The sequence below is a fragment of the Picosynechococcus sp. PCC 7003 genome (assembly GCF_001693255.1).
In the GTDB taxonomy this organism is placed as follows: domain Bacteria; phylum Cyanobacteriota; class Cyanobacteriia; order Cyanobacteriales; family MRBY01; genus MRBY01.
On sequence record NZ_CP016474.1, the window covers coordinates 966,762 to 987,529 of the forward strand.

Consider the following 20,768-nt stretch of genomic DNA (forward strand, 5'->3'; position numbering starts at 1 on the left):
CCCGAAAAAGTCCCCTATTTTAGACATTTTTTACTTTTTCTTAAGTTTTTTGCCTGACTTATCTTGGATTCCGTCATTTTGTGCTTTCTAAATAGACCTTTAGAATGAGATTAGGCGATCGCCTTATGAATCTTCGAGTTCAGTCACGATTTTATTGATGTTGATCAAAAGATCAGCGATATCGTGAGAGACAACTACCCAAAGAATATCTAGGTCAACATCAAAATACCCATGGATTAAGCGATTTCTCATACCAATCATCTGTCGCCAAGGCACTTCCGGATGAGAGTCCCGTACATCAAGGGAGATATGGTTGGCTGCCTCACCGATAATTTCCACAAGGCGAACGAGGGCGAGGGAAAGCATTTCATCAGACGCCAAGTCATCACGGGTACGACCTGCTGTAAATTGCAGCACAAGGCGGGCTGAATCCTGAATGTGCTTTAGGCGGGTAAAATCATCAATCTTGCTCATAGAGCGTAACAGCCTCTTGAACAACTTCATCGCGGAAGTAACGACTCAAGTCCCCAAGAGTACGCAAATCGACGGTTCGGCAAAAAATAGCACTAAGTTCATCGGCCATGGTGACAATTTCCCAACCAGGAGTTTTTCCTGCTTGAAATTCGACAAGAACATCCACATCACTTTCTTGGGAAAAGTCTTCACGAAGTACAGAGCCAAATAAAGCCATTTTGCGAACATTGTATTTACGACATGTTTGGTCTAAATTCTGGCGATTTAGCTTAATGGGAAGTGTTTCGAAGAAGTCGGCCATAGTGCTGCGCCATAACATCAAATTACAGGGAAATAACCAGATATTGATTTTGGAATTTTGCCCCTTTTACAGGCGCACCTTTGAGGGGCGGCGGCAGCAGAATATTACGCCGTTGATCGCCTGCTTCGATGGTGATTTCGGGGCCATATTGAGTGAGCTTAACTTGTTTTTTGTCAAAGGTGGGGAGGAAGACTTTCACCTGGCGAGCAGCGGTATCGATGATTAGAGGGCGGGGTGCTTGGGCTGCTTGGCTAAAGTCTGGTAGATGGGGCACGAGACCTTCCCAATGATCAGGTTCTACTGTGGGTAACATGGCTTTGGTCAAGGGTTCAAATTCAGGGCCAATGTCCGCATCACTACGATTGACGATGACGCCACCAACGGTCACATTCACCTGTTGGGCACTGCCCCAGAGATATTTAGCTTTGGCGATCGCCCCAGCACTGGCATCGGTGACGAGATATGCGGCGAAACGGTTGGGATCAGCCATCGCTTTTTTCCCCTCATCGAGGACTTGGTTTGCTTCTTGGGTGGGTTCAGCGGCGAAGTTATCAAATGTCCAGGACACATTTAAAATGGCGCTGGTTACGGGCTGAATGAAAGGGGAAATGGCACGGCCCAGGTCAGAGGCTTGGAACACTTCCCGGAAGCGGCGGATGTACCAGCTTAAAATTTCGGGGGTGCCAAGCAACCGTAGGGTGTTGAGGTCGCCATCGCCATCAAAAATAATTACGTCGTACTGGCCACTTTTGTCGTAATCCCAAATTTCCTTGAGGATCACGGCGCTATCCATCCCCGGCAAAATCCCTAATTCCTGACCATAGACGTTTTTCAGGGTTGGCGATCGCAAATATTTTGCTTCTAATTCTTTCACCTGTTCCCAACCGGATTCGAGGGCAGCGGTGGCCATGATCTGCACGGCATCGAGGTTATTTTCGAGGTTAACGGGACTAAAGCTCGGTGACATCCCCAGGGCAATCCCCCAGGCGGGACTTGGATCCTGGCCGATGAGTAAAACGCGCTTACCCGCTTGGGCAAATTTTTTCGCGGCGGCGATCGCCACCGTGGAACGACCGACCCCACCTTTACCAAGGAATGTCAGAATAAAAGCCATAGTTCTCCATTGCACAAAATGATGATCTAACAGAAATTGTAGCGATTCTGCTGACTTATCTTGCGGGGCTGGGTTGAATCAGTTACTAGCGGACGGCCTGGAATCTTTTCCGAATCAATGTCAGGACTCTACTTAAGTCATTAACTGGGCCAATTTAAGGGCTAGGGCAGCGGCGATCGCCTGATAATCTTGCTCTAGCTGCTGTAATAAAGTCGCCACAAGGGCCCAATCTTGGGCATGGGCAGCCTCTTCTAGGGCTTGGCATTGGTGGGCAAATTGTTCCATTTGAAATAGACGACTGGTGGACTTGAGAGTATGGGCATTGCGTACAAGCTCCGCCTGATTGTGTTGTTCGTAACCCGTCTGCATCGCCGTAATCAGCAGAGGAGTGTTTCCTAGAAAGGTTTCAACGAGGTCTTGCAAGATGACGAAGTCATAGCTGACCATCCTAGCTAAGTTTTCTAAATTGACTTCGTCGGCAGCAGAGGAGGGAGCCATAGACTTTACTCGGAAGAAGACTGGGTAGTGGGGAGAGATTGACGGTAATGGTAGGCAACCTTCAGGGCCTGGAGAAGCTTTTTCACCTGAATCGGTTTACTCAGGTAATCATCCATCCCCGCCTCTAGACAGAGTTGGCGATCGCCTTGCATCGCATTAGCAGTCATGGCAATAATCCAGGGAGGCTTCCCCTGGGACTGCGGCGACCGGGCATAACGCTGGCGGATCTGTCTGGTCGCTTCGAGGCCATCCATAGAAGGCATTTGCACATCCATCAAAATGACATCATAATTATCGCTTTGTAAACGGCTCAGGACTTCGAGGCCATTGGTCGCCACCTCTACACCATAGCCGAGGCGAGCCAAAACATTGAGAGCAACTTTTTGGTTCACAAGATTATCTTCTGCCAACAAAATTTTGAGGGGGTAGGCTTGCCCCAAGGTTTCATCAAAGGGAGAGGAAAGCTCCATGGCCGTAGTGGGTTGGGCTTCGGCAAGGGCCAAAGACAAGCAATGGTAGAGGGCTTCTTGCTTGATGGGCTGATGTAATTGTAACTGCTGGGAGATGGCTGGATAATTAGTCGATCCGGAAGTATTGAGGGGAGGGGCGATCGCCACAAGCGCCAGGTCAGGATTTTGACTCGATTGTTTAACTTGCCGGAAAAAATCTGCGGAAACAAGATCCGTTTCCATCTCCATCATCAAAAGATCAATGGGACGTTGATTCAAGATATCCAAAGCAGTGGCGGCCATGGTGGTATGGGAGACTACTGCCCCAGTTACCGTCAATAAATGGGAAATTCCTTGGGCAAAGAGAGGACTGGGGTGCAGGATTAGTAGGTTTTTCTCCTGGAGTTGGGGCGGGCGTTCATGGGGGGTGATCTCCTTCGGAGAAACCGGTGCCACTGTAAAGGGAATTTGCGCATAAAAGACCGTTTGTCGCGCCACAGATTGGAAAATTTTTGGCGGCTCGGGAGACATCTCTTGGGGAAATTGACCCGCTGTGATCCCCCCACTTTCGACCCAAAGTTTGCCTCCCATCAACTCCACCAGTCGTTTGCTAATCACGAGGCCCAAACCTGTGCCACCATAGCGGCGTGAGGTGGAAGCATCCCCCTGGCTAAAGGGTTGAAACAACCGGGTCATCTGCTGTGCCGGAATGCCGATGCCTGTATCTAGGATCGCAAATCGCAGACACACTTGATCTGTTTCATCTGTTTCGGTACTGTCTGAAGGTACCCGTTGTACCCAGAGGGAAACATCACCGCGATTGGTAAATTTGACGGCATTGCCCAAGAGATTGACCATAATTTGTTGGAAGCGTTGCATATCCCCTATCAAGCAGTGGGGCACATCGGGATCAAGGATATAGCTCAGATAAATGGGCTTGGCGATCGCCCGAGTAGACATCAAATCCAAACAGTTTTCCAAACAGGTTTGCAGGTTAAAAGGCTGCAACTCTAGCTCAAATTTTCCTGATTCAATTTTCGAAAAATCCAGAATATCGTTAATGATCGCGAGGAGATTACTGCCACTATTACGAATAATGCCGATAAATTCCTGTTGTTGGGCGGTGAGGTCTGTATCTCTGAGGATTTCCGCCATTCCAATCACCGCATTCATCGGCGTCCGGATCTCGTGGCTCATGGTGGCCAGAAACTCGCTTTTAGCACGGTTAGCTTGTTCTGCATCTTCCTTGGCGATCTTAAGTTGGGTTTCGGCCTCTACTTTATCTGTAATGTCAGTGATAGTACCGACGATGCGGTAGGGGTTGCCTTGGTCGTCTTTGAGGCACTTTGCCTTACTTAAAATCCACCGGTATTGGCCATCATGATGGCGCAGACGATGGACGTTTTGATAACTTTCGCTCAGTCCCTGGAGATGGTTTGTCATGGCGACCTGGGCTTGGGCGAGATCATCGGGATGAACGAGATCGGCCCACATCCGACGATCCGTAATCTGAGGCCGTAAATCGGATTCTTCGTAGCCCAAGAGACGAAACCAAGACCGGGATCGATAAACTTGATCCGAGCGCAGATCCCAATCCCAAATACCGTCATTGGTAGCGGCGATCGCCAATTCATAGCGTTGCTCACTTTGCCGTAACTGTTGCTCAATGAACTGCCGTTGCTGGATCTCCTCAGAAAGGGCTTTCGTTCTGGCCTGCACCTGTTCTTCAAGATTGAGAGTGGTTGCCTGGATCGATTGGAACTGCTGCCGGAGGGTTTTTAGCATTTCCCCGAAATTGTAGTTGAGGCGGTCGAATTCGCGGATTTGGCTCTTTAGGGGACGGGTTGGGGTTCGATTTTGCAACTGCTGTTGAATATCCGTGGTCATCGAGCTGAGTTGATTCAGGGGAGCTGTCAACCAACGACTAATTTTTTCGGCAGTCACCACCGCTAGCAGTAACAGCACTAACACAATGGTCAGGCTACGGATGTAATAAAGTTCCAATGTGTCAATGCTTGGGGCCAAAGCCAGGGTCAAAGATAACTTGGCCGGCAGTAGCGTCTCCACTAAGGGCTGCTCAATAAAACCAAAAGCCTGTTGCCACCGGGACATGGCCGATAGACTAAGGGCCCGCGGCGGTAGGGAAACTGTCGTACGCACCGACAGGGGTTGATTGTCTCGCTGGTCATACCAAGTCCATAACTGTCCTGGTTTTTCCTCTCCTGCTGAGTCTGCAATCACCACATTATCATCCGTTGTTAAGGCGATCGCCCGGAGGGGATATTGCTTAACGGCCTGTAACTTACGGCGGAGCAAATTGCCCATAAACTCCCCCTCCACATCGATATAAAATATCCCCCTGTCCCCAGGTATCCGCAACAGGTAGTCAATATGAAGCCCGCCTTCTTCCCCGTTCACCCTTGCGACCATGCCTTTCTCTAAAAACTGGGAATTTTGCCTATATTCACGTACATGGGCATTGATTTCGGTTTTTTTCTCTAGATTGCTTGTCCCAGAGCGATTATCCGAAGCTAAAACTAAATTATCTGTCCCATCCAACACCGCTATATAGTTTAATTCTGGGTAGATCGCTTGGAGGCCCCGAATGGCATTTTTGGCCCTAGTCAAATTTTCTGGATCATTGGCAATGACATCGACGACGTACTGACTAGCGCGGAGATAATCACCTTCCCATAATCTCAATTCTTCCGCGAGGGAGGCACTAGAAGAGACCAAAACACTATTCACCTCCTGTTCGATGGTACGGAAACGCTCCTGCCCATTCAAGACCATTAAAGTGAGAATCGGAAACACAATAAAAGCCAACAAAACATTAAAAATAATGGTCTGTAGAGATTGACGTCGTTGGCGATGATGTTGAAAAAATCTCTGGGCAAACGGTAGATAATTAATGATTAAACTAGCAATCTCTGCATTAAAAATACCGTTAACGGCTTGCTTTAGAGCGACGGTTGTGACCCCCTGAAGATTCATCCCAAGAAAGAGAGAATAAAACAAAAAGACCAGAGGTATACCGATAAATAGCCAATAGAGGGCATTGTAAAAGGTGATGTTGATATCGTGGCGTTGCCGCTGCCAAAAAAAGCTAACGAACAGCACCTCTCCTACAAAAATGGCGATCGCATAAACATGGTGCCACAGAAAGAACGTATGTAAGCTGGCGATCGCCCCCGCGACAATTGCGAAAAAAGGGCCATAAAAAAAAGAATTAGCCAAACCGCAATGGAGCCAAATAAAAAATCGATTCCAAAAAATAAATTCAGTTTAAAGTAATTACCCAAGTACCCCGCAATCGTCAGGGCCAGCAGTAAAAGCAACGCTTCCCTAGGCAAATCACGGAACTTTACCAGTAGACGATTGAAGGTTTCTTTGGACAGAGCAGGCATTACACCACAAATTTGATTTAGAACTTTATATCTTTATACTCCTAAGGATACCTGCCGCTGCATATCAATTGAACAATTTGACATCCTCACCGACCTCAAGGAACGGTGATTCCTAAGACTCACGACTTAGGTTTCTGCTTCTTCCCGTCGCTGGGGTTTTGCAACAGCCTCTACCCTCAATGAGTTTTTATTGTCTTACTGTTCGCTCCACAGACTTTCGGCTTAAGCCTTCCCGCAAGCCCTGCGGTATTCAAAAGTTAAATTTGGTCGCTGAAAACTTGATTATCGCTCTCAACTTATTTTATTTTACAGCCTATAAAGCCGTCCTAGAAGGACGGGGTTTCTCGCTGATTTTCTGAAGAAAACTGATTAATTGACTTTCTGAAGGTTGCCAGCCTTAACCCAGGCCTCTGTGCCATTTTCAAGGCGAATCTGTTGCCAAGTACCGTCTGCACTCATCCCCAACACCGTCACCTCAGAATTGTAATCAACCCCCCCTAGGCGAGCGGAATCCTGGGATGGTTCGGCCCGTAAACTCAAACCACTCGACCAAGTCACCGTCGCTTTATAGCCATCTGCCGATGTTTCATCAGCAACTTCTGGTTCTGGAGCTTCTTCTGCTTCGGCCTCAGTCGTCTCTGGAAGATCATTGGCAGCCACGGCAGTGGGTTCAGGTTCAGTTTCTTGGGATTGCGGTGATGTCGGGGCGGTTTCTGGGGGATCAGCTACAGTCTCAGAAAATACTGGTTTCGGTGGGGCCGCGGCCATGCGATTAAAGAAATAGTAAGCGGCTCCGACACTGCCCACCGCCAACAGAAATACCCCAAGGATAAAACCAAGAATAAATTGAAAAAGATTGGAAATATTCATAAAATCTGCTCTCTGACCAGGACACCAACAACATCAAAGGCACAGCCCATAAAAAGCATTATAATTGACCATTCCCAGGGGGTCTTAGGGGTTCAAAAAATTTTGTTGTCGCGAGGCGAGGCGGGCCTTTCCAGAGGTCGCCCAATGTTGCAAAAATTCAATTTGCTCTTTCGCGGTGCGTGCTAGGGGAATGATTTGACTCGCGGCTTCTAAAATATCGTCGGTGGTAAAGTCTCGATTTTGACTAAAGCCCAGGTGCATGGCCTCGACCAAGGTTTGTTCAATTTCAGCCCCAGAAAAATCGGGTGTTTCGTAGGCCAAACGCTTTACATCGTAGTTTTTGAGGTTATGGGGCCGGAGGCGGGAAAGATGGACATTAAAGATCGCTTCTCGTTCCGCTTGACTGGGTAAGCCCACAAAAAAGATTTCATCAAAGCGGCCTTTCCGGAGCATTTCCGGGGGCAGAGTGTGGATTTTATTGGCCGTAGCTACCACAAAAACGGGGCTTTGTTTTTCTGCCAGCCAGGTGATAAAAGTCCCAAAGACACGGCTAGTCGTGCCCCCATCGCCTCCCCCATCGGCTCCAGCAAAAGCTTTGTCAATTTCATCAATCCAGAGAATACAAGGGGCAAGGGCTTCGGCTAACTGGATCATTTGCCGGGTGCGGGATTCAGATTCACCCACTAAGCCCGCAAAGAGACGCCCCACATCGAGACGCAGGAGGGGGAGATGCCAATGGTGGGCGATCGCCTTGGCGGTGAGAGATTTCCCCGTGCCTTGGATACCCACTAGCAACAGTCCCCGTGGGTGGGGCAGACCATATTCCCGTGCTTTTTCACTGAATGCCCCTCCCCGACGCAATAACCATTCCTTCAATCGATCGAGGCCGCCAATGTCAGAAATTTGCTCGGTGGCCGGATAGAAATCTAAAATTTGCGTTTGGCGGATGGACTGGCGCTTTTCGGCGAGGATGAGTTCTACGTCTTCTGCTTGGATTTGGCCATGGTTCGCCAGGCTCAGGGTCAGCACACGGCGAATCCGTTCGAGGGAAAGTCCCTGGGCGGCTCGGACTAACTCATTGAGCAGTTGAACTTCGGGGGTTTGGCCGACGCCCTGGAGGAGGCGTTCAATTTCAGTACGGATTTCGTTCGCGGTGGGCAGGGGAAATTTCACAATGGTGAGCACTTCCGCCAAATCTGCCGGAATTTTCACCTCTGGGGCGACAATTACAATATTTTTCGGTTCTGCCTTGAGACGACGGGCCAGGTTGCGCAATTTCCGGGCGATCGCAATGTCTTCGAGGAACCGCTGAAAATCTCGCAGGATGAAGATACCACCAATATTGGGGGGGAGCTTTTCAATAAATTCGAGGGCCTGGAGCGGATTCCGTTTCCCAAAACCAGTGTTGTTGGGGTTGTCCTGGTAGCCATCCACAAAATCCCAGGTGTAGACTGTCCGCTGTCCGAGGGTAGCGGCACATTGGGCGATCGCCCCTTCAACCCGCTCTTCTTCGAGGGTGGGGATATAAAGCAGCGGGTAACAGGCACGGAGAAGGAGGCTAAATTCTTCGCGGAAGGTCATAGGTAAAGCGCTTTCAGCACAGGGCAACTCAATTAATGTTTAAGCTTAGGGGGAAATTTCTCCAAAACCAAGGGTCATCATCCTTGTGCGACTGCCTCTTTTGCTAGGAAGAGAGCTGCTGCTTGAGGTCAGCCAGCTTAGCCCAACGGGCATCGATTTGGGGCGTCCCATCATCTTGGCTTGTTTCTGCTCCAGGACAACGTTGGGGATCGCAGACCTTCCGCAGGGGCATTTCTAAACAGAATTGTTCATAAAGCCAGGTTTCGGGTTCAAAGTAGCCGTGGGGATCTAAGGATTCATCCAAATCTTCGAGGCTGACTTCCCGTTCTGCGGGGAGATCTTCGCCAGGGTTATTCTGGAGCCAAATCAGTTCGGTGCGGTCTACGGTGAGGCGAGTATTGTAATGCTGGAGGCAGCGATCGCAGGTGAGAGTAACGATCGTTTCGGCCTGGGCTATGACTTCGAGGTAAGTTTGGCGGTGGGCGATCGCCATTTCACCCCGCACCGGAGTCAAGGTCTCCAAATCCGCTAGGGTTTCCGCAAAAGCAAATTGCTCCTGCTGTTGGGGGGCTTTCAACAGTCGGGGAATAAAAATCCGATCCATCACCTCAAACCTCCGATGACGCGGCATTTATCAGCCCCATCCTACCGTAAAATTCCCACAAAAAAGACGGGACAAGGCCCGCCTCTTGGGAAATCTTTAGGCTGAAGACCCATCATGGAGCCAATTGCACAATGAGTTGGCGGTGGGGCTCTTGGCCTTTACTTTCGGTTTTTAGGAGGGGAAATTCCTTAAAAAAGCCGTGCATTTGCCGCCGTTCTGCCGAAGATAAATCATCAATCGCCTCTGCTTCCCCAGTCGCCTGCACCCGGAGGGCAATTTCAGTGGCGATCGCCTTAAGTTCATTCAGGCGATTTTCACGGTAGCCCCCCAGATCTACTGTGAGGGGGTATTGCTCCTCCTTCGGTAGATCGTGGTTTAGGGTGATGTTGGCTAAATATTGCATCGCATCAATTAAGTGACCGCGATCGCCAATTAATTTTTCCCGCTGGGCCTCAGAGAGTGCTTGGTGATCAATGGTCAACCAGAGAGAATCTTCCCCATCAAGGCCTTGTTTCACCGTCGCAGTGACCGGAGCCGGAAGGGCCATCAACTCAAGTAGCGTCGCCAGCCAAGTTTCACCCTGTTGGATTTTGGTCTCGTTCATCTGCCCTTAACCTGAAGTTTTCTCTTTTTTCTTACTACCTTTTCGCTCAAAGGGGAGCTTGTCGCGCCCTTTCTCTGACTTTTCCTGCTCATCCACCAGTTTCTGGAGATTTTCTGGTAAAGGCTCCTTCGTGAGGATAAACGTCTGTACTGTTTGGAACGCGTTAGCGATCGTCATGTACATCAATACCCCAGCCGGTAACGGGAAAAACAAGAACATCCCTGAGAAAATCAACGGCGTAATTTTGTTTACCGTTTGTTGGGCTTGTTGCTGTTGATCGCCACCGCTGTTGTTGTTGCTGCTAGGCGCCCCCCCAGAAATGGTCTGGTTAATGTAAAGGCTCACCCCAAAAAACAGCACCATGCCGAGAATATCCCAGTGGATACCATCGTCACCATTTACGCCAATGCGGCCCAGGGCTTCAATGAAGAGAAATCCTTTATTGGCGGCGATCCCCGGTACAGTCACTTGGACGCTGACGTCACCAGGAGCAAGGGCCACGAGGGTGCCATCGGGTTGAATTTCTACCCGTTCTTGACCTTTGGTAATTTCAAAGCTGGGCTGGAGATTGTTGTCTGGATATTCAGTGGCCAGGGTCGCAAAATCCTTCCCGGAGTCACTCTGGAGAACAAATTGAGTTGTCTCGCCGACGCCAATTTTGTTACCTACGGGCAAAGAGAGGGTAATCGGGTAATGGACGCCGCTATCAAAGTAAACATTTTGAGTTTTTACATTGACCGCCTGGGGCTGTACCTGCTCCATTTTCTCGCTGGGGAGAATTTGCAGGTTGGCGGTGTAGTTGATGTTGGCAAATGGCGATCCTCGCAGGGTTGCGAAGAGGGCGAAGAGGATGGGCATCTGCAACAGAATCGGTAAACAACCAGCGAGGGGGTTCCCAAATTCTTTATAGACCTCTGACATCGCGGCTTGCTGCTTTGCTGGGTCATTTTTGTAGCGCTCTTGGATTTCCTTCACCCGCTTTTGCATTAGGGGTTGGGTAATCTTCGTGCGTCTCATGCTGCGGATCGATTTGGCGCTTAGGGGATAAACGGCAAATCGAATCACAAGGGTCAGGGCGATGATTGCGAAGCCGTAGCTCGGCACAATGCCATAGAAAAAATCTAGGATTGGCAACATCACGTTGTTTGATAAAAATCCGATCCCAAAATCCATGCGTCTGAAGTTCGTCTAGCTATGAGTTGTTTAAGGGTTAGTTTATCGGGTTTAGTTCTTATTTTTAATGGTTTTTCTAAAAAAGCGATGGGAGAAATGGGATTAGGGGCCACGTTTCTCCCGACTAACCACTGGGATTTCACCCAGAAAATAATCGATAATTTTTATCTACGCTTAGGCGGCGATCGCCTCTAGGGGTACCCCAGTGCGGTCGGCTGCTTTTTCGGCAATGTGACTGTAGATCTCGCGGAAGTTAGGCATGGAGCGCAATTCTAGGCGACTGCCATCCTGGAGGGTCACAATCAGATCGCCCCACAGGCCAAATCCCCGGGGAATCTTGACGATTTTTCTCACTTCGCTGTAAATAATATCGGTGCGATCGCGCCCCTGCCAGCCCCCAGTAATCGAGATGCGCCGGCTGGTAATGCGATAGCGGAGCCACAAAGCCCGGACAATCGCTCCGACGGTTAGCGGCAAGCAGATCACCGTGAACCCCAGCAAAATATTGAAGATCAGATCCCCAACATGGGGGCCGCCCTCATAAATCACATCTTCTTTAATGCCCATGGAATACCTCGGCTTGGATGAGTAATCTTTTTAATTCTTGCAAAAAATGCTCATATTCGCATTCTCTGGCGTTGTACCGCACAGCAATGACGATGTGCCAACCGGGTTGAATCTGGGGCAGTAGCGTGCGACAGGCGTGGCGAATACGGCGTTTAATTAAATTCCGAACCACTGCTTTTTTACTGACTTTGCGGCTGATGCTGATGCCAATTTTGGTTGGGGCCGCTGGCTGAGGCAAGAGAATGATTGCTAGGGCTTCACCGCGAAAGCGTTTCCCTTGACTGTAGATGGTTTTAAAATCACGCCAGTGTTTTAGGCGGTGTACTTTTGGCAGTCCCACAAAGAAAATGAGAGTGAGGTAGACCGCAAGTCCCCTCACCAAAATAATGGTTTGCGCTCTGGATTAAACAGTAAGGCGATGACGGCCTTTTTTTCTGCGGGCGCGGATAACATTTTGGCCGGTGTGGCTGCGCATACGAGCCCGAAAACCAGAAGTACGTTTTTGTTTGCGGACGGTGCCGCCTAGGGTCCGTTTAGTCATGGAAGTCCTCCTTATATTCCTTTGAAAATAGGTGCTCTCTCCGGAGGCGATCGCCGCCTTGCCGAAAAAATCAGAAAATGACAGTCTCTAATTATACCGTGTCCGTCAAGTTAACCAAGGACTCCGGCGAAATTGATTGCATTTGCTCCGGTCAACATCCAAGGAAAGAGAAACTGGTAATCCCTAAAAATCCACATCCAATAACCAAGCGCCCAAACGGCTGGGGAGGGGGGCTCCTTGGCTGCGGGCAAAGGCCGTTACCAAATACATGCCACCTCTGGAAGGATTGTTGACACTATCGAGGATAATCTCGACATCGCTTTCGGGGCTGAGAGGTTCCGCGAGGGTGATCACCAGGGAGCGACTGCGGGGGCCTTCCTCTTCTGGCTCAACGGCAATGTCTGGTTCAGGGGCAGGATTACTGTTGGTGGTGCTGTTTTGGTTAGCCTGTTGGGCGGCGAGGGTTTCTGAATCGAGGAACACCAATTCGCCATCGACCAGAACTAATTCACCACCGCGATCCGGTGTGGTGGCACTGGCGGCAATGTTACCGAGGATAGTTTGGCTCTGTTGGGCTGGATCCGCGGATAGGCTATCGGGATCCCAGGCGGTAGCGGCTTCGTTGAGGGCGACTTCCCGGCCATTGACCCGAACGCGGATTTTTGTGTCATCGACCCGACCATCAAAGTCGTCGGGAAAGCTGAGTTCAAAGGTTTGGAAGCGGTCGACAATTTTACTTTTTTTGATCTCTAGGTAGTAGCGATCGCGGCGGCGGGCACCGGAATTATATTCAACGGCACACTTGAGAATGTCCCCTTGGGGAATGGTTCCCCCCCAGTTGATCGTAAACGATCCACAGGGTTGGCGGGCTTCAGCCATTTGGGGCATGAAGGTCAGGCTACTGCTTAACAGGGTGGTGGCGATCGCCAAACGGGAAAGGGGAGAACGGAAGAGTTGCATATTCACAGGCGCCTTCAAAGTCTGTAACCGATTGTGACTAAAGTTTGCGTTTTCAGCAACTCCCTTGACGAAATCCTGACGAAGAAGTGCCAACGCAACAGAGATTTACAAAAACTGATAAGACACATTACAGAGGGTGTCCGTCCAGGAAAAGATAGCACTACACTGCGAAAAGACGCCGTAACAGCCTTATGGGGATGGCCGACGGCCCTAGATTCTCAAGGTTTTGCCACTGAATTGCTCTACATCTACCGTTCAGTCTGTTGCTATTGTTTCGTTAAGGAGTTTCTATGAAAATTGCTGTTGCTCGGGAAACCGTTGCTGGAGAACGTCGGGTGGCCCTGACGCCGGATCAGGTTTCTCGTCTTGTGAAAAAAGGCTGGGAAATCCAGGTGGAGGCTGGGGCTGGTGAAGCATCTCTCCATCCCGATGCCGCCTATGAGGAAGCGGGGGCAAAAGTCGTTGGCGATCGCCCAGCCCTCTGGAGAGGAGCTGATTTGCTTGTCAAGGTGGCTGTACCCACAGAAGAAGAGGTGGCCCTCTTGCCGGAAGGGTCAATGGTGGCAAGCTTGCTGAATCCCCTGGGACAACCAGAAATCATCCAAAAATTAGCCGACAAAAACATCACCGCCTTGGGCATGGAGTTGATCCCCCGCACCAGTCGCGCCCAAAGTATGGATGTGCTGTCTTCTCAAGCTGGGGTCGCTGGTTACAAAGCTGTTTTACTCGCCGCCGCTGCCCTACCCAAGTTTTTCCCGATGCTGACCACAGCCGCCGGCACCATTCGTCCAGCTAAGGTGTTTGTGATTGGGGCTGGGGTCGCTGGTCTCCAGGCGATCGCCACCGCCAGAAGACTCGGCGCGGTGGTCGAAGCCTTTGACATCCGGCCTGCCGTCAAAGAAGAAGTCCAAAGTCTCGGCGCTAAATTTGTCGAAGTACAACTAGAAGAGGAAACCGCCACGGCCGGAGGCTACGCCAAAGAAGTCTCTGAAGACTCGAAAAAGAAAAGCCAAGCCCTCATTTCAGACCATGTGGCCACCGCTGACGTGGTGATCACCACCGCCCAAGTTCCTGGTCGCCGCGCCCCCGTGCTCGTAACCGATGACATGATTGCCAGGATGCAACCCGGATCAGTTTTGATCGATCTCGCTGGCGAACAAGGAGGCAATTGCGAAGGCTGTGAAGCGGGTCGCGAAGTTCAAGTCCATGGTGCAACGATCATTGCCCCCATTAATCTTCCCTCCACGGTGCCTGTCCATGCGAGTCAAATGTTTGCCAAGAATATGGCGACCTTGCTGCAACTGCTCATTCCCGAAGGCGCGATTAATCTCGATTTTGCCGACGACATCCTAGATTCCGTTTGTGTGACCCACCAGGGAGAAATTCGCAATCAACGGGTCAAAGACGCCCTGCAACAAATGGCGGTCACAGCCTAAAAAACAGGTAATTTTTTCAGTTTTGAACTTGAACCTAAATTTATTCATCTTATCTAAAGGAGTTTTGACTGTTCATGACAACAGCAACACTGCTCAGTAGCCTATTCGTATTTGTCTTGGCTTCCTTTGTGGGCTTTGAAGTAATTAATAAAGTCCCACCGACGCTACACACGCCACTCATGTCCGGTGCCAACGCCATCTCTGGTATCGCCTTAATTGGGGCCCTCTTAGTTTCTGGTGAAGAACACTGGAATTTAACGGTCATCCTCGGTCTCATTGCAGTGGTCTGCGCCACGATCAATGTTGTCGGCGGTTTTCTGGTCACAGACCGGATGCTGCAAATGTTTAAGAAGAAGGAGGCCTAGGCGATGGATAGCTTACTTACCAACGGCATTGAACTCAGTTATCTAGTGGCGGCCTGTCTTTTCATCCTGGGATTAAAAAAATTAGGCTCCCCCGCAACGGCCCGTCAGGGAAATACCATTGCAGCGGTGGGCATGTTACTAGCCGTGGTGGCGACCCTGCTCAATCAACAGGTTTTAAACTACGGCCTGATCGCTGGGGGGATCGTCATCGGCAGTATCATCGGCGTGATCACGGCGAAAAAAGTCGAAATGACCGATATGCCCCAATTGGTCGGTCTCTTTAATGGTTTGGGGGGAGCAGCTTCGGCCCTGGTGGCGATCGCCGAATTTTGGCGACTCCTATCCCTTGGAGAAACTCTCTCTATCACTACCAGCCTCACGATCATTTTAGGAGTACTCATTGGCGGCGTCACCCTGACCGGGAGCCTTATTGCCTTCGGCAAATTACAAGGTATCCTGCCCGGTCGTCCTGTGATCTTCCCCGCCCAACAGATTATCAATTTTGCCATTCTGGCAGGCTTTCTCAGCGGCAGTCTTTATCTGTTCGTGAATCCGGATCCGAATATTTTTCTCAGCTTGGTGGGCATTTCCCTCGTACTGGGCGTTCTCTTTGTCATCCCCATCGGCGGTGGTGATATGCCGGTAGTGATCTCGCTACTTAATTCCTATTCTGGTCTAGCTGCCAGTGCGGCTGGGTTCGTGGTGGGCAACAATATGCTCATTATTGCCGGGGCTCTGGTGGGGGCATCGGGGATTATCCTCACTCAAATCATGTGTAAAGCCATGAACCGCTCCATCACTAACGTCTTGTTTGCGGGCTTTGGGAGTGATGGCGGTGCCCCAGAAGACGGAAGTAGTGCGGCCATTGATGGCGCCATTAAAAGCGTAGACCCCGAAGAAAGTGCCATGATGCTTGGCTACGCCCGCAGCGTCGTCATTATTCCCGGTTATGGGATGGCTGTGGCCCAGGCCCAACATTCCGTCAAAGAGCTGGCCGATATGCTGGAGAAAAAAGGCGTAGAAGTCAAATATGCCATTCACCCCGTGGCGGGTCGGATGCCAGGGCATATGAATGTGCTCCTCGCGGAGGCCAATGTCCCTTACACCCAGCTTTATGACATGGATGATATCAATCCCCAGTTTGATAATACGGATGTGGCCTTAGTGATTGGTGCCAACGATGTGGTGAATCCCGCGGCGCGCCATGACAAAGGTAGTCCCATTTACGGCATGCCAATTTTAGAAGTAGATAAAGCCAAAACCACCATTGTGATCAAACGCAGTATGAGTACAGGCTTTTCTGGGGTGCAAAATGAGCTGTTCTTCAAAGATAAAACAATGATGTTGTTTGGCAGTGCCAAAGACATGGTAGAAAAAATTTCTTCTGAAGTAAAAGAGCTTTAGGAAGCTAACAGTATTTTCTGAAGTTGTTAGTTAATTAAAGATTGTATTTATGATTGAGCCCTAATTGTTAACCGATTAGGGTTTTTGATTGACTTGGCTTTGTCTTTTTTTACATATACAGGAGCATTCACTTTTTTCGACTTTCAGAACCCTAACGCAATTTCAAGAATCGCAACTAAGCGATCACCCCAGGGGACTGATCCCCTAATAATAGTCATAGAGCTGAATAACAAATCTCAGCGACAGACAATCTTAAAGTGCAGTGGCAAACCCGGTTTGTTTCGTGGTTCTAACCATTGTATTTCAAGTGATTAGACGTGACGAGGCACAGCAACTATGAAAATGTTAGAAAAGCTTTTCCAGTATGTTTTACAGGGCATCAATCGGATTTTTTCACCGAATGAAGAACCTGTGCCAGAGGTCGGTGTACAACCATTTGATGGTGATCCCTATGATGGATCGTCAGATTTAGATTAGTTGGTAACTTGGTTTTAGGTTGTGGGCATCAACAACAACTAGACAGTATTTCAAGTATCGATGGGTACCAGAATCCTTGGGCTGGTACTCTTTCTTTTTGGGTAAATCTTGTTTAGCCCTTGGAAAAAAGCCCCCTAATCTTTGGGATCAAATTCTTCTTCGGGAAAACCTTTTACAGCCCGACGTTGACGACTTTGGCAACATAGCGCTCCATTTCTGGGCTTTCGTCACCATAGATGCTATCGATGTGTTCGAGGCAGCAGTCAATGGCAAATTGTTGCAACTCCTCGGTGGGCACATCAAACATTTCGGTAAATGTTTCTGGGAGAACACGGCAAAAACGGGGGCGTTCTGCGTAGATCGTGCATTTGCGGTTGGCTTGGTCGTAGTTGATGCACCAGCCATCGGGGCCGACCATGGCGAGATATTGCTCCAGTTGAGCGGGGCTGAGGTAGTCCTCAAGGTCGGGGCGATCGCCGGGTTCGAGGTGGCAGCAAGCGCCACAGTTTTCAATACATTGCCAAGTGGGCATCGGGATCCGTCTCCGGGGCGTTACAAAACTTCATTGATTTTTGCCTATTCTCAGCAAAGCAAGGCAGGCCTGACGGGGTATGATAGACATTGATTTTTAGGAAAAAAAAATTTACCCTGTTTTTTGCATTAACTCAGGAATAGGAGAAATATGGATTTTATCACAGGTTTTTTTGGTAGCCTCAACTTTGAAGTGATTTTTCAGTTGACTTTTGTCTCTTTGATCCTCATTTCGGGGCCTGTTGTTATCTTTTTGCTGGCCATTCGTGGCGGCGATATGTAATTTTTTCTCAAAAACAAATTGTGCTCAGGGACAACAAACCGACAGGGGAGTTGTCTTTTTTTGTGCTGATTTAGTTGGCTTGTTCGAGGGTGGCGATCGCCGTTTTGATCATCTGAAAAAAAGGAGGTTGGGTAACATCAACAGTTTGCTCGCCGAGTTTGCCCCGCCGTTGGCCTTTTTTGATCGCCAATAATTTGCCTTGATCATTGCGAATTCTGAGGGTTAATCCCTGATCAGCGAGGGTACAGAAGTACGTCCGGTCATTAAACAGAAATGACTTTTCTGAATTCTGAGGCTGACCTTGGGGAGAAATTTCCCGGTCTAGGGTCATAGGACGAAGGGCCTCGCTGGGATGCGCCCCAACCAATTCTAGCTCCAGATTTACTTGGCCATTCCAACGGTTTTCTTTGAGTTTGTAGGCAATATCTAGGGTCGAGGGGAGAGGCAGATAGTCTCCCCATTGCCAGGCGATCGCCTTAATAGTAAATGTTTGGCCAGCGATGGTTTGGCCAAGGGTAAATTTTAGGTGATTTTTCCCTATGGTGCGTTGCTCCAGAAGCTGCACATTTTTTGTCCAGAAAATCGGTTCTGGGTTGCCGATGCCCCAGGGATGGAGTTGATCAATTTGTTGGTAAAACTCTGGGGTTAAATCAGTGAAATCTACAGCCCCGTCAATTTTTACCAGGGGTTTAAGGTGTTCTGGTTTGAGCAATTGGTGGGCAAATTCACTGAGCTTTTCAGTAAACGCGCTCAGGTTATCCTGGGCGAGGGAAAATCCCCCTGCGGCTTTGTGGCCCCCAAATTTACCCAGAAGATCTTGGCAATAGTTCAACGCTTCAAAAACATTAAATTCTTCGATGCCCCGGGCCGAGCCACGAATTTTGCCGTCCCCTTCGGCGGTACAGATAAAAACGGGCACGCCATAGCGTTCGACTAACCGGGAAGCAACAATACCAATCACGCCATGGTGCCAGTCTTCCTTGCAAACGACCAATACCCGCTGCCCTTGGTAGTCGATGGGAGTTTCCTCCACGAGGGCGATCGCCTCCGCTTCGATCTGGGTACACATCTCCTGCCGCTGCTTGTTGATCTGCTCACATTGCATTGCCCGCTCCAGGGCTAAACTCGGTTCATTGGTGGTTAACAGCTCAATCACCTTTTGGGGATCATCAATGCGACCAACGGCGTTAATGCGGGGGCCAAATCGAAAGCCAATATCATCGGGTTTGAGTTGTTTCTTTTGGTCATCGACCCCAGCAATTTGCATCAGCGCCTGTACCCCTGCTAGTTCCGACTGGGGTAAAAGCTTGAGGCCGCGTTTCAACCAGCGACGGTTCACCCCGCTCAAGGGAGCAAGATCGGCGATAGTCCCCAGGGTAAATAATTCTAAAATTTGGCTGGTGAGTCCTTCTAGCTTGCCTACGGCCTGGGCCAGAGACACGGCCAGCACATAGGCCACCCCCACTCCAGCTAAACCGCTATAGGGAGACATCGTCGGCAGCAATTTCGGATTAAGAATTGCATTGGCGGGGGGCAACTGATCCGGCAAATCGTGGTGGTCGGTGATAATCACATCCAGCCCCAGATCTCGCGCCAAACTGATCGGCTCGTAGGCGGAAATACCGTTGTCCACCGTGAGAATTAAGCCAACTCCTTCTTCGGCAAGCTCGATGACAATGCGCTCGTTGATCCCGTAGCCGTCCTTCATGCGACTGGGGATCGCGTAGGTGACCTTGGCCCCCACATGGCTCAAGGCCCGTAACAGCAAAGCGGTGCTGGTCATGCCATCGGCATCATAATCGCCACAAATGGCAATCAGGGTCTCTTCGGCGATCGCCTCCTGGAGGAGTTCCACACTGAGGGCCAAGTCCTCAAATTCCACCAGGGGCGCAGGTAGTCGCTGGGATTCCGGTTGGATATAAACCTGGGCCTGTTCTGGGGTACGAATATTGCGATTCACTAAAACCTGAGCCACAAGTGGATTAAGGCCCATCGCTTCAACCAATGATTGGGTGATGTCCGGTTGGCGATCGGCAATGTGCCAGCGTTGTTGGGGGAGGCGAAGAGTCATGACAAAGGAAATGGCTTGCGGCAAAAAAGTTAATGGGCGCAGAAGCCCCTCTCGGATTTAGGATACTCAGTCAAAATTTAAGACCACGGTCAAACATTCATCCCAACCATGATCTTAAAAAAGTCTATCCGTACAATTCTTGGGATTATTCATCACCCGGTTCGAGGATCCGCTGAAACAGATAACCTGTACCTCTGGCTGTCAAAATCAGTTCGGGATTGCTGGGATCATCTTCTAATTTGGCGCGCAGCCGTGAAATATGCACATCCACAACGCGGGTATCCACGTGGCGCTCAGGGGTATAGCCCCACACCTCTTGCAGGATTTCTGAGCGGGAAAAGGGCTCCCCAGAACGGCTCACCAGCAATTCCAACAGGCTAAATTCCATCCCCGTTAACCGGATACGCTCATCACCTTTATAGACTTGGCGCTTGTTGGTGTCGATGCGGATTGAACCCACATGAATGACCCCGGAGCTGGGAATGCCTGTCCCACCATTTTTTTCAACGCGCCGCAGGACAGAACGAATGCGCGCTTCTAGTTCTTTGGGGGAGAAGGGTTTCACGACATAATCATCGGCTCCGAGTTCTAGGCCAGTGATGCGGTCCGCCACATCCCCAAGGGCCGTGAGCATAATAATCGGCACATCGGACTCTTTGCGGAGTTCTTGGCAGACGCCGTAGCCATCGAGCTTGGGCATCATCACATCGAGAACAACCAAGTCGGGGTCGGCTTCGTCAAATGTGGCGAGGGCTTCTTCACCATCGGCGGCGGTCACAACCTCGTAACCAATCATGGAAAGGCGGGTTTCGAGGATGCGGCGGATGCTGGCTTCGTCGTCAACGACAAGAATTCTTTCTTTATGATTTTCCAAGTTCCTTCACGCTCCTGTTGACTTTCGGTAAGTGTTGTTGAAGTTTATTAAGTAGGGTTATCTAGATATAAGAATATCGCTTTCCTGAAATCTGATGGGAGTCTGAGGTAGGGTTTTCGGGAAAATGAGAAGTTTTTTAAGATTTATTTTGGAAAGTGTGCGGTTTTTCGGGGTAATGCTGCCA

Annotated in this window: 22 protein-coding genes; 5 read left to right on the forward strand and 17 right to left on the reverse strand. The window is 49.8% G+C overall.

Annotated features, from left to right (window positions below):
- Positions 1-123: 123 nt before the first annotated feature.
- From AWQ21_RS04645 to AWQ21_RS04710, 14 genes are all read right to left on the reverse strand, one after another.
- Positions 124-474: a DUF86 domain-containing protein gene (locus AWQ21_RS04645; RefSeq protein ID WP_065713522.1), complete on the reverse strand. Its 351-nt coding sequence runs from the start codon at positions 472-474 to the stop codon at positions 124-126.
- Positions 461-775 (reverse strand): nucleotidyltransferase family protein, encoded by a 315-nt coding sequence (locus AWQ21_RS04650; RefSeq protein WP_065713523.1) that lies wholly within the window; start codon positions 773-775, stop codon positions 461-463. The genes AWQ21_RS04645 and AWQ21_RS04650 overlap by 14 nt, the downstream gene beginning before the upstream one ends.
- Positions 776-797: 22 nt before the next feature.
- Positions 798-1,889, reverse strand: a complete 1,092-nt coding sequence (locus AWQ21_RS04655) for an ArsA family ATPase (protein WP_065713524.1) — start codon at positions 1,887-1,889, stop codon at positions 798-800.
- A 132-nt stretch (positions 1,890-2,021) separates the two neighbouring features.
- Entirely contained in the window at positions 2,022-2,387 is a 366-nt protein-coding gene (locus tag AWQ21_RS04660; RefSeq protein WP_065713525.1) for an Hpt domain-containing protein, read from the reverse strand.
- Positions 2,388-2,392: 5 nt separating this feature from the next.
- A complete protein-coding gene (locus AWQ21_RS04665; RefSeq protein ID WP_065713526.1) occupies positions 2,393-6,073 on the reverse strand; it encodes a PAS domain-containing hybrid sensor histidine kinase/response regulator in 3,681 nt (1,226 codons plus the stop codon).
- Positions 6,074-6,612: 539 nt separating this feature from the next.
- Positions 6,613-7,113, reverse strand: coding sequence for an SH3 domain-containing protein (locus tag AWQ21_RS04675; RefSeq protein ID WP_065713528.1), 501 nt, complete (start codon positions 7,111-7,113; stop codon positions 6,613-6,615).
- Between the two features lie 84 nt (positions 7,114-7,197).
- Complete coding sequence (locus AWQ21_RS04680; RefSeq protein WP_065713529.1) at positions 7,198-8,694, reverse strand: AAA family ATPase; 1,497 nt, start codon at positions 8,692-8,694, stop codon at positions 7,198-7,200.
- A 103-nt stretch (positions 8,695-8,797) separates the two neighbouring features.
- Positions 8,798-9,298, reverse strand: coding sequence for a DUF177 domain-containing protein (locus tag AWQ21_RS04685; protein ID WP_065713530.1), 501 nt, complete (start codon positions 9,296-9,298; stop codon positions 8,798-8,800).
- Positions 9,299-9,410: 112 nt separating this feature from the next.
- Complete coding sequence (locus tag AWQ21_RS04690; protein ID WP_065713531.1) at positions 9,411-9,902, reverse strand: R3H domain-containing nucleic acid-binding protein; 492 nt, start codon at positions 9,900-9,902, stop codon at positions 9,411-9,413.
- Positions 9,903-9,908: 6 nt separating this feature from the next.
- A complete protein-coding gene (gene yidC / locus AWQ21_RS04695; RefSeq protein WP_065713532.1) occupies positions 9,909-11,075 on the reverse strand; it encodes a membrane protein insertase YidC in 1,167 nt (388 codons plus the stop codon).
- Between the two features lie 174 nt (positions 11,076-11,249).
- Entirely contained in the window at positions 11,250-11,642 is a 393-nt protein-coding gene (locus AWQ21_RS04700; protein WP_065713533.1) for a PH domain-containing protein, read from the reverse strand.
- Positions 11,632-11,982 carry a ribonuclease P protein component gene (rnpA, locus tag AWQ21_RS04705; protein ID WP_065715220.1) on the reverse strand — a complete coding sequence of 117 codons (351 nt, stop codon included), beginning with the start codon at positions 11,980-11,982 and terminating at the stop codon, positions 11,632-11,634. Before rnpA ends, AWQ21_RS04700 begins: the two co-directional genes overlap by 11 nt.
- Before the next feature lie 63 nt (positions 11,983-12,045).
- On the reverse strand, positions 12,046-12,183 hold the full coding sequence (rpmH, locus tag AWQ21_RS15855) for a 50S ribosomal protein L34 (RefSeq protein ID WP_012306615.1): 138 nt from the start codon (positions 12,181-12,183) through the stop codon (positions 12,046-12,048).
- Between the two features lie 183 nt (positions 12,184-12,366).
- Positions 12,367-13,236, reverse strand: coding sequence for a DUF2808 domain-containing protein (locus AWQ21_RS04710; protein WP_232315068.1), 870 nt, complete (start codon positions 13,234-13,236; stop codon positions 12,367-12,369).
- A 197-nt stretch (positions 13,237-13,433) separates the two neighbouring features.
- Here AWQ21_RS04710 and AWQ21_RS04715 point away from each other — a divergent pair, with 197 nt between their 5' ends.
- From AWQ21_RS04715 to AWQ21_RS16375, 4 genes are all read left to right on the forward strand, one after another.
- On the forward strand, positions 13,434-14,579 hold the full coding sequence (locus AWQ21_RS04715; protein ID WP_065713535.1) for a Re/Si-specific NAD(P)(+) transhydrogenase subunit alpha: 1,146 nt from the start codon (positions 13,434-13,436) through the stop codon (positions 14,577-14,579).
- 74 nt (positions 14,580-14,653) lie between these two features.
- Positions 14,654-14,944 (forward strand): NAD(P) transhydrogenase subunit alpha, encoded by a 291-nt coding sequence (locus AWQ21_RS04720; RefSeq protein ID WP_012306612.1) that lies wholly within the window; start codon positions 14,654-14,656, stop codon positions 14,942-14,944.
- 3 nt (positions 14,945-14,947) lie between these two features.
- Complete coding sequence (locus AWQ21_RS04725) at positions 14,948-16,348, forward strand: NAD(P)(+) transhydrogenase (Re/Si-specific) subunit beta (protein ID WP_065713536.1); 1,401 nt, start codon at positions 14,948-14,950, stop codon at positions 16,346-16,348.
- Between the two features lie 336 nt (positions 16,349-16,684).
- On the forward strand, positions 16,685-16,825 hold the full coding sequence (locus AWQ21_RS16375; protein ID WP_198159688.1) for a hypothetical protein: 141 nt from the start codon (positions 16,685-16,687) through the stop codon (positions 16,823-16,825).
- Between the two features lie 172 nt (positions 16,826-16,997).
- On the opposite strand, the gene AWQ21_RS04730 is transcribed toward AWQ21_RS16375, so the two are convergent.
- Positions 16,998-17,357, reverse strand: coding sequence for a YkgJ family cysteine cluster protein (locus tag AWQ21_RS04730; protein ID WP_065713537.1), 360 nt, complete (start codon positions 17,355-17,357; stop codon positions 16,998-17,000).
- Positions 17,358-17,507: 150 nt separating this feature from the next.
- Here AWQ21_RS04730 and psb30 point away from each other — a divergent pair, with 150 nt between their 5' ends.
- A complete protein-coding gene (gene psb30, locus AWQ21_RS04735) occupies positions 17,508-17,639 on the forward strand; it encodes a photosystem II reaction center protein Ycf12/Psb30 (RefSeq protein WP_012306608.1) in 132 nt (43 codons plus the stop codon).
- 70 nt (positions 17,640-17,709) lie between these two features.
- Here the strand turns inward: psb30 and recJ are convergent, their stop codons facing one another.
- The gene (recJ, locus tag AWQ21_RS04740; RefSeq protein ID WP_065713538.1) at positions 17,710-19,710 is read right to left on the reverse strand and encodes a single-stranded-DNA-specific exonuclease RecJ; all 2,001 of its coding nucleotides are present in this window, start codon (positions 19,708-19,710) and stop codon (positions 17,710-17,712) included.
- Between the two features lie 145 nt (positions 19,711-19,855).
- A complete protein-coding gene (rpaB, locus tag AWQ21_RS04745) occupies positions 19,856-20,584 on the reverse strand; it encodes a response regulator transcription factor RpaB (protein WP_012306606.1) in 729 nt (242 codons plus the stop codon).
- Positions 20,585-20,768: the final 184 nt, after the last annotated feature.

Coding starts and splice junctions, on each gene's coding strand:
- AWQ21_RS04645 (WP_065713522.1), bottom strand. CDS start 474: ATGAGCAAGATTGATGATTTTACCCGCCTAAAGCACATTCAGGATTCA.
- AWQ21_RS04650 (WP_065713523.1), bottom strand. CDS start 775: ATGGCCGACTTCTTCGAAACACTTCCCATTAAGCTAAATCGCCAGAAT.
- AWQ21_RS04655 (WP_065713524.1), bottom strand. CDS start 1,889: ATGGCTTTTATTCTGACATTCCTTGGTAAAGGTGGGGTCGGTCGTTCC.
- AWQ21_RS04660 (WP_065713525.1), bottom strand. CDS start 2,387: ATGGCTCCCTCCTCTGCTGCCGACGAAGTCAATTTAGAAAACTTAGCT.
- AWQ21_RS04675 (WP_065713528.1), bottom strand. CDS start 7,113: ATGAATATTTCCAATCTTTTTCAATTTATTCTTGGTTTTATCCTTGGG.
- AWQ21_RS04680 (WP_065713529.1), bottom strand. CDS start 8,694: ATGACCTTCCGCGAAGAATTTAGCCTCCTTCTCCGTGCCTGTTACCCG.
- AWQ21_RS04685 (WP_065713530.1), bottom strand. CDS start 9,298: ATGGATCGGATTTTTATTCCCCGACTGTTGAAAGCCCCCCAACAGCAG.
- AWQ21_RS04690 (WP_065713531.1), bottom strand. CDS start 9,902: ATGAACGAGACCAAAATCCAACAGGGTGAAACTTGGCTGGCGACGCTA.
- yidC (WP_065713532.1), bottom strand. CDS start 11,075: ATGGATTTTGGGATCGGATTTTTATCAAACAACGTGATGTTGCCAATC.
- AWQ21_RS04700 (WP_065713533.1), bottom strand. CDS start 11,642: ATGGGCATTAAAGAAGATGTGATTTATGAGGGCGGCCCCCATGTTGGG.
- rpmH (WP_012306615.1), bottom strand. CDS start 12,183: ATGACTAAACGGACCCTAGGCGGCACCGTCCGCAAACAAAAACGTACT.
- AWQ21_RS04715 (WP_065713535.1), top strand. CDS start 13,434: ATGAAAATTGCTGTTGCTCGGGAAACCGTTGCTGGAGAACGTCGGGTG.
- AWQ21_RS04720 (WP_012306612.1), top strand. CDS start 14,654: ATGACAACAGCAACACTGCTCAGTAGCCTATTCGTATTTGTCTTGGCT.
- AWQ21_RS04725 (WP_065713536.1), top strand. CDS start 14,948: ATGGATAGCTTACTTACCAACGGCATTGAACTCAGTTATCTAGTGGCG.
- AWQ21_RS16375 (WP_198159688.1), top strand. CDS start 16,685: ATGAAAATGTTAGAAAAGCTTTTCCAGTATGTTTTACAGGGCATCAAT.
- AWQ21_RS04730 (WP_065713537.1), bottom strand. CDS start 17,357: ATGCCCACTTGGCAATGTATTGAAAACTGTGGCGCTTGCTGCCACCTC.
- psb30 (WP_012306608.1), top strand. CDS start 17,508: ATGGATTTTATCACAGGTTTTTTTGGTAGCCTCAACTTTGAAGTGATT.
- recJ (WP_065713538.1), bottom strand. CDS start 19,710: ATGACTCTTCGCCTCCCCCAACAACGCTGGCACATTGCCGATCGCCAA.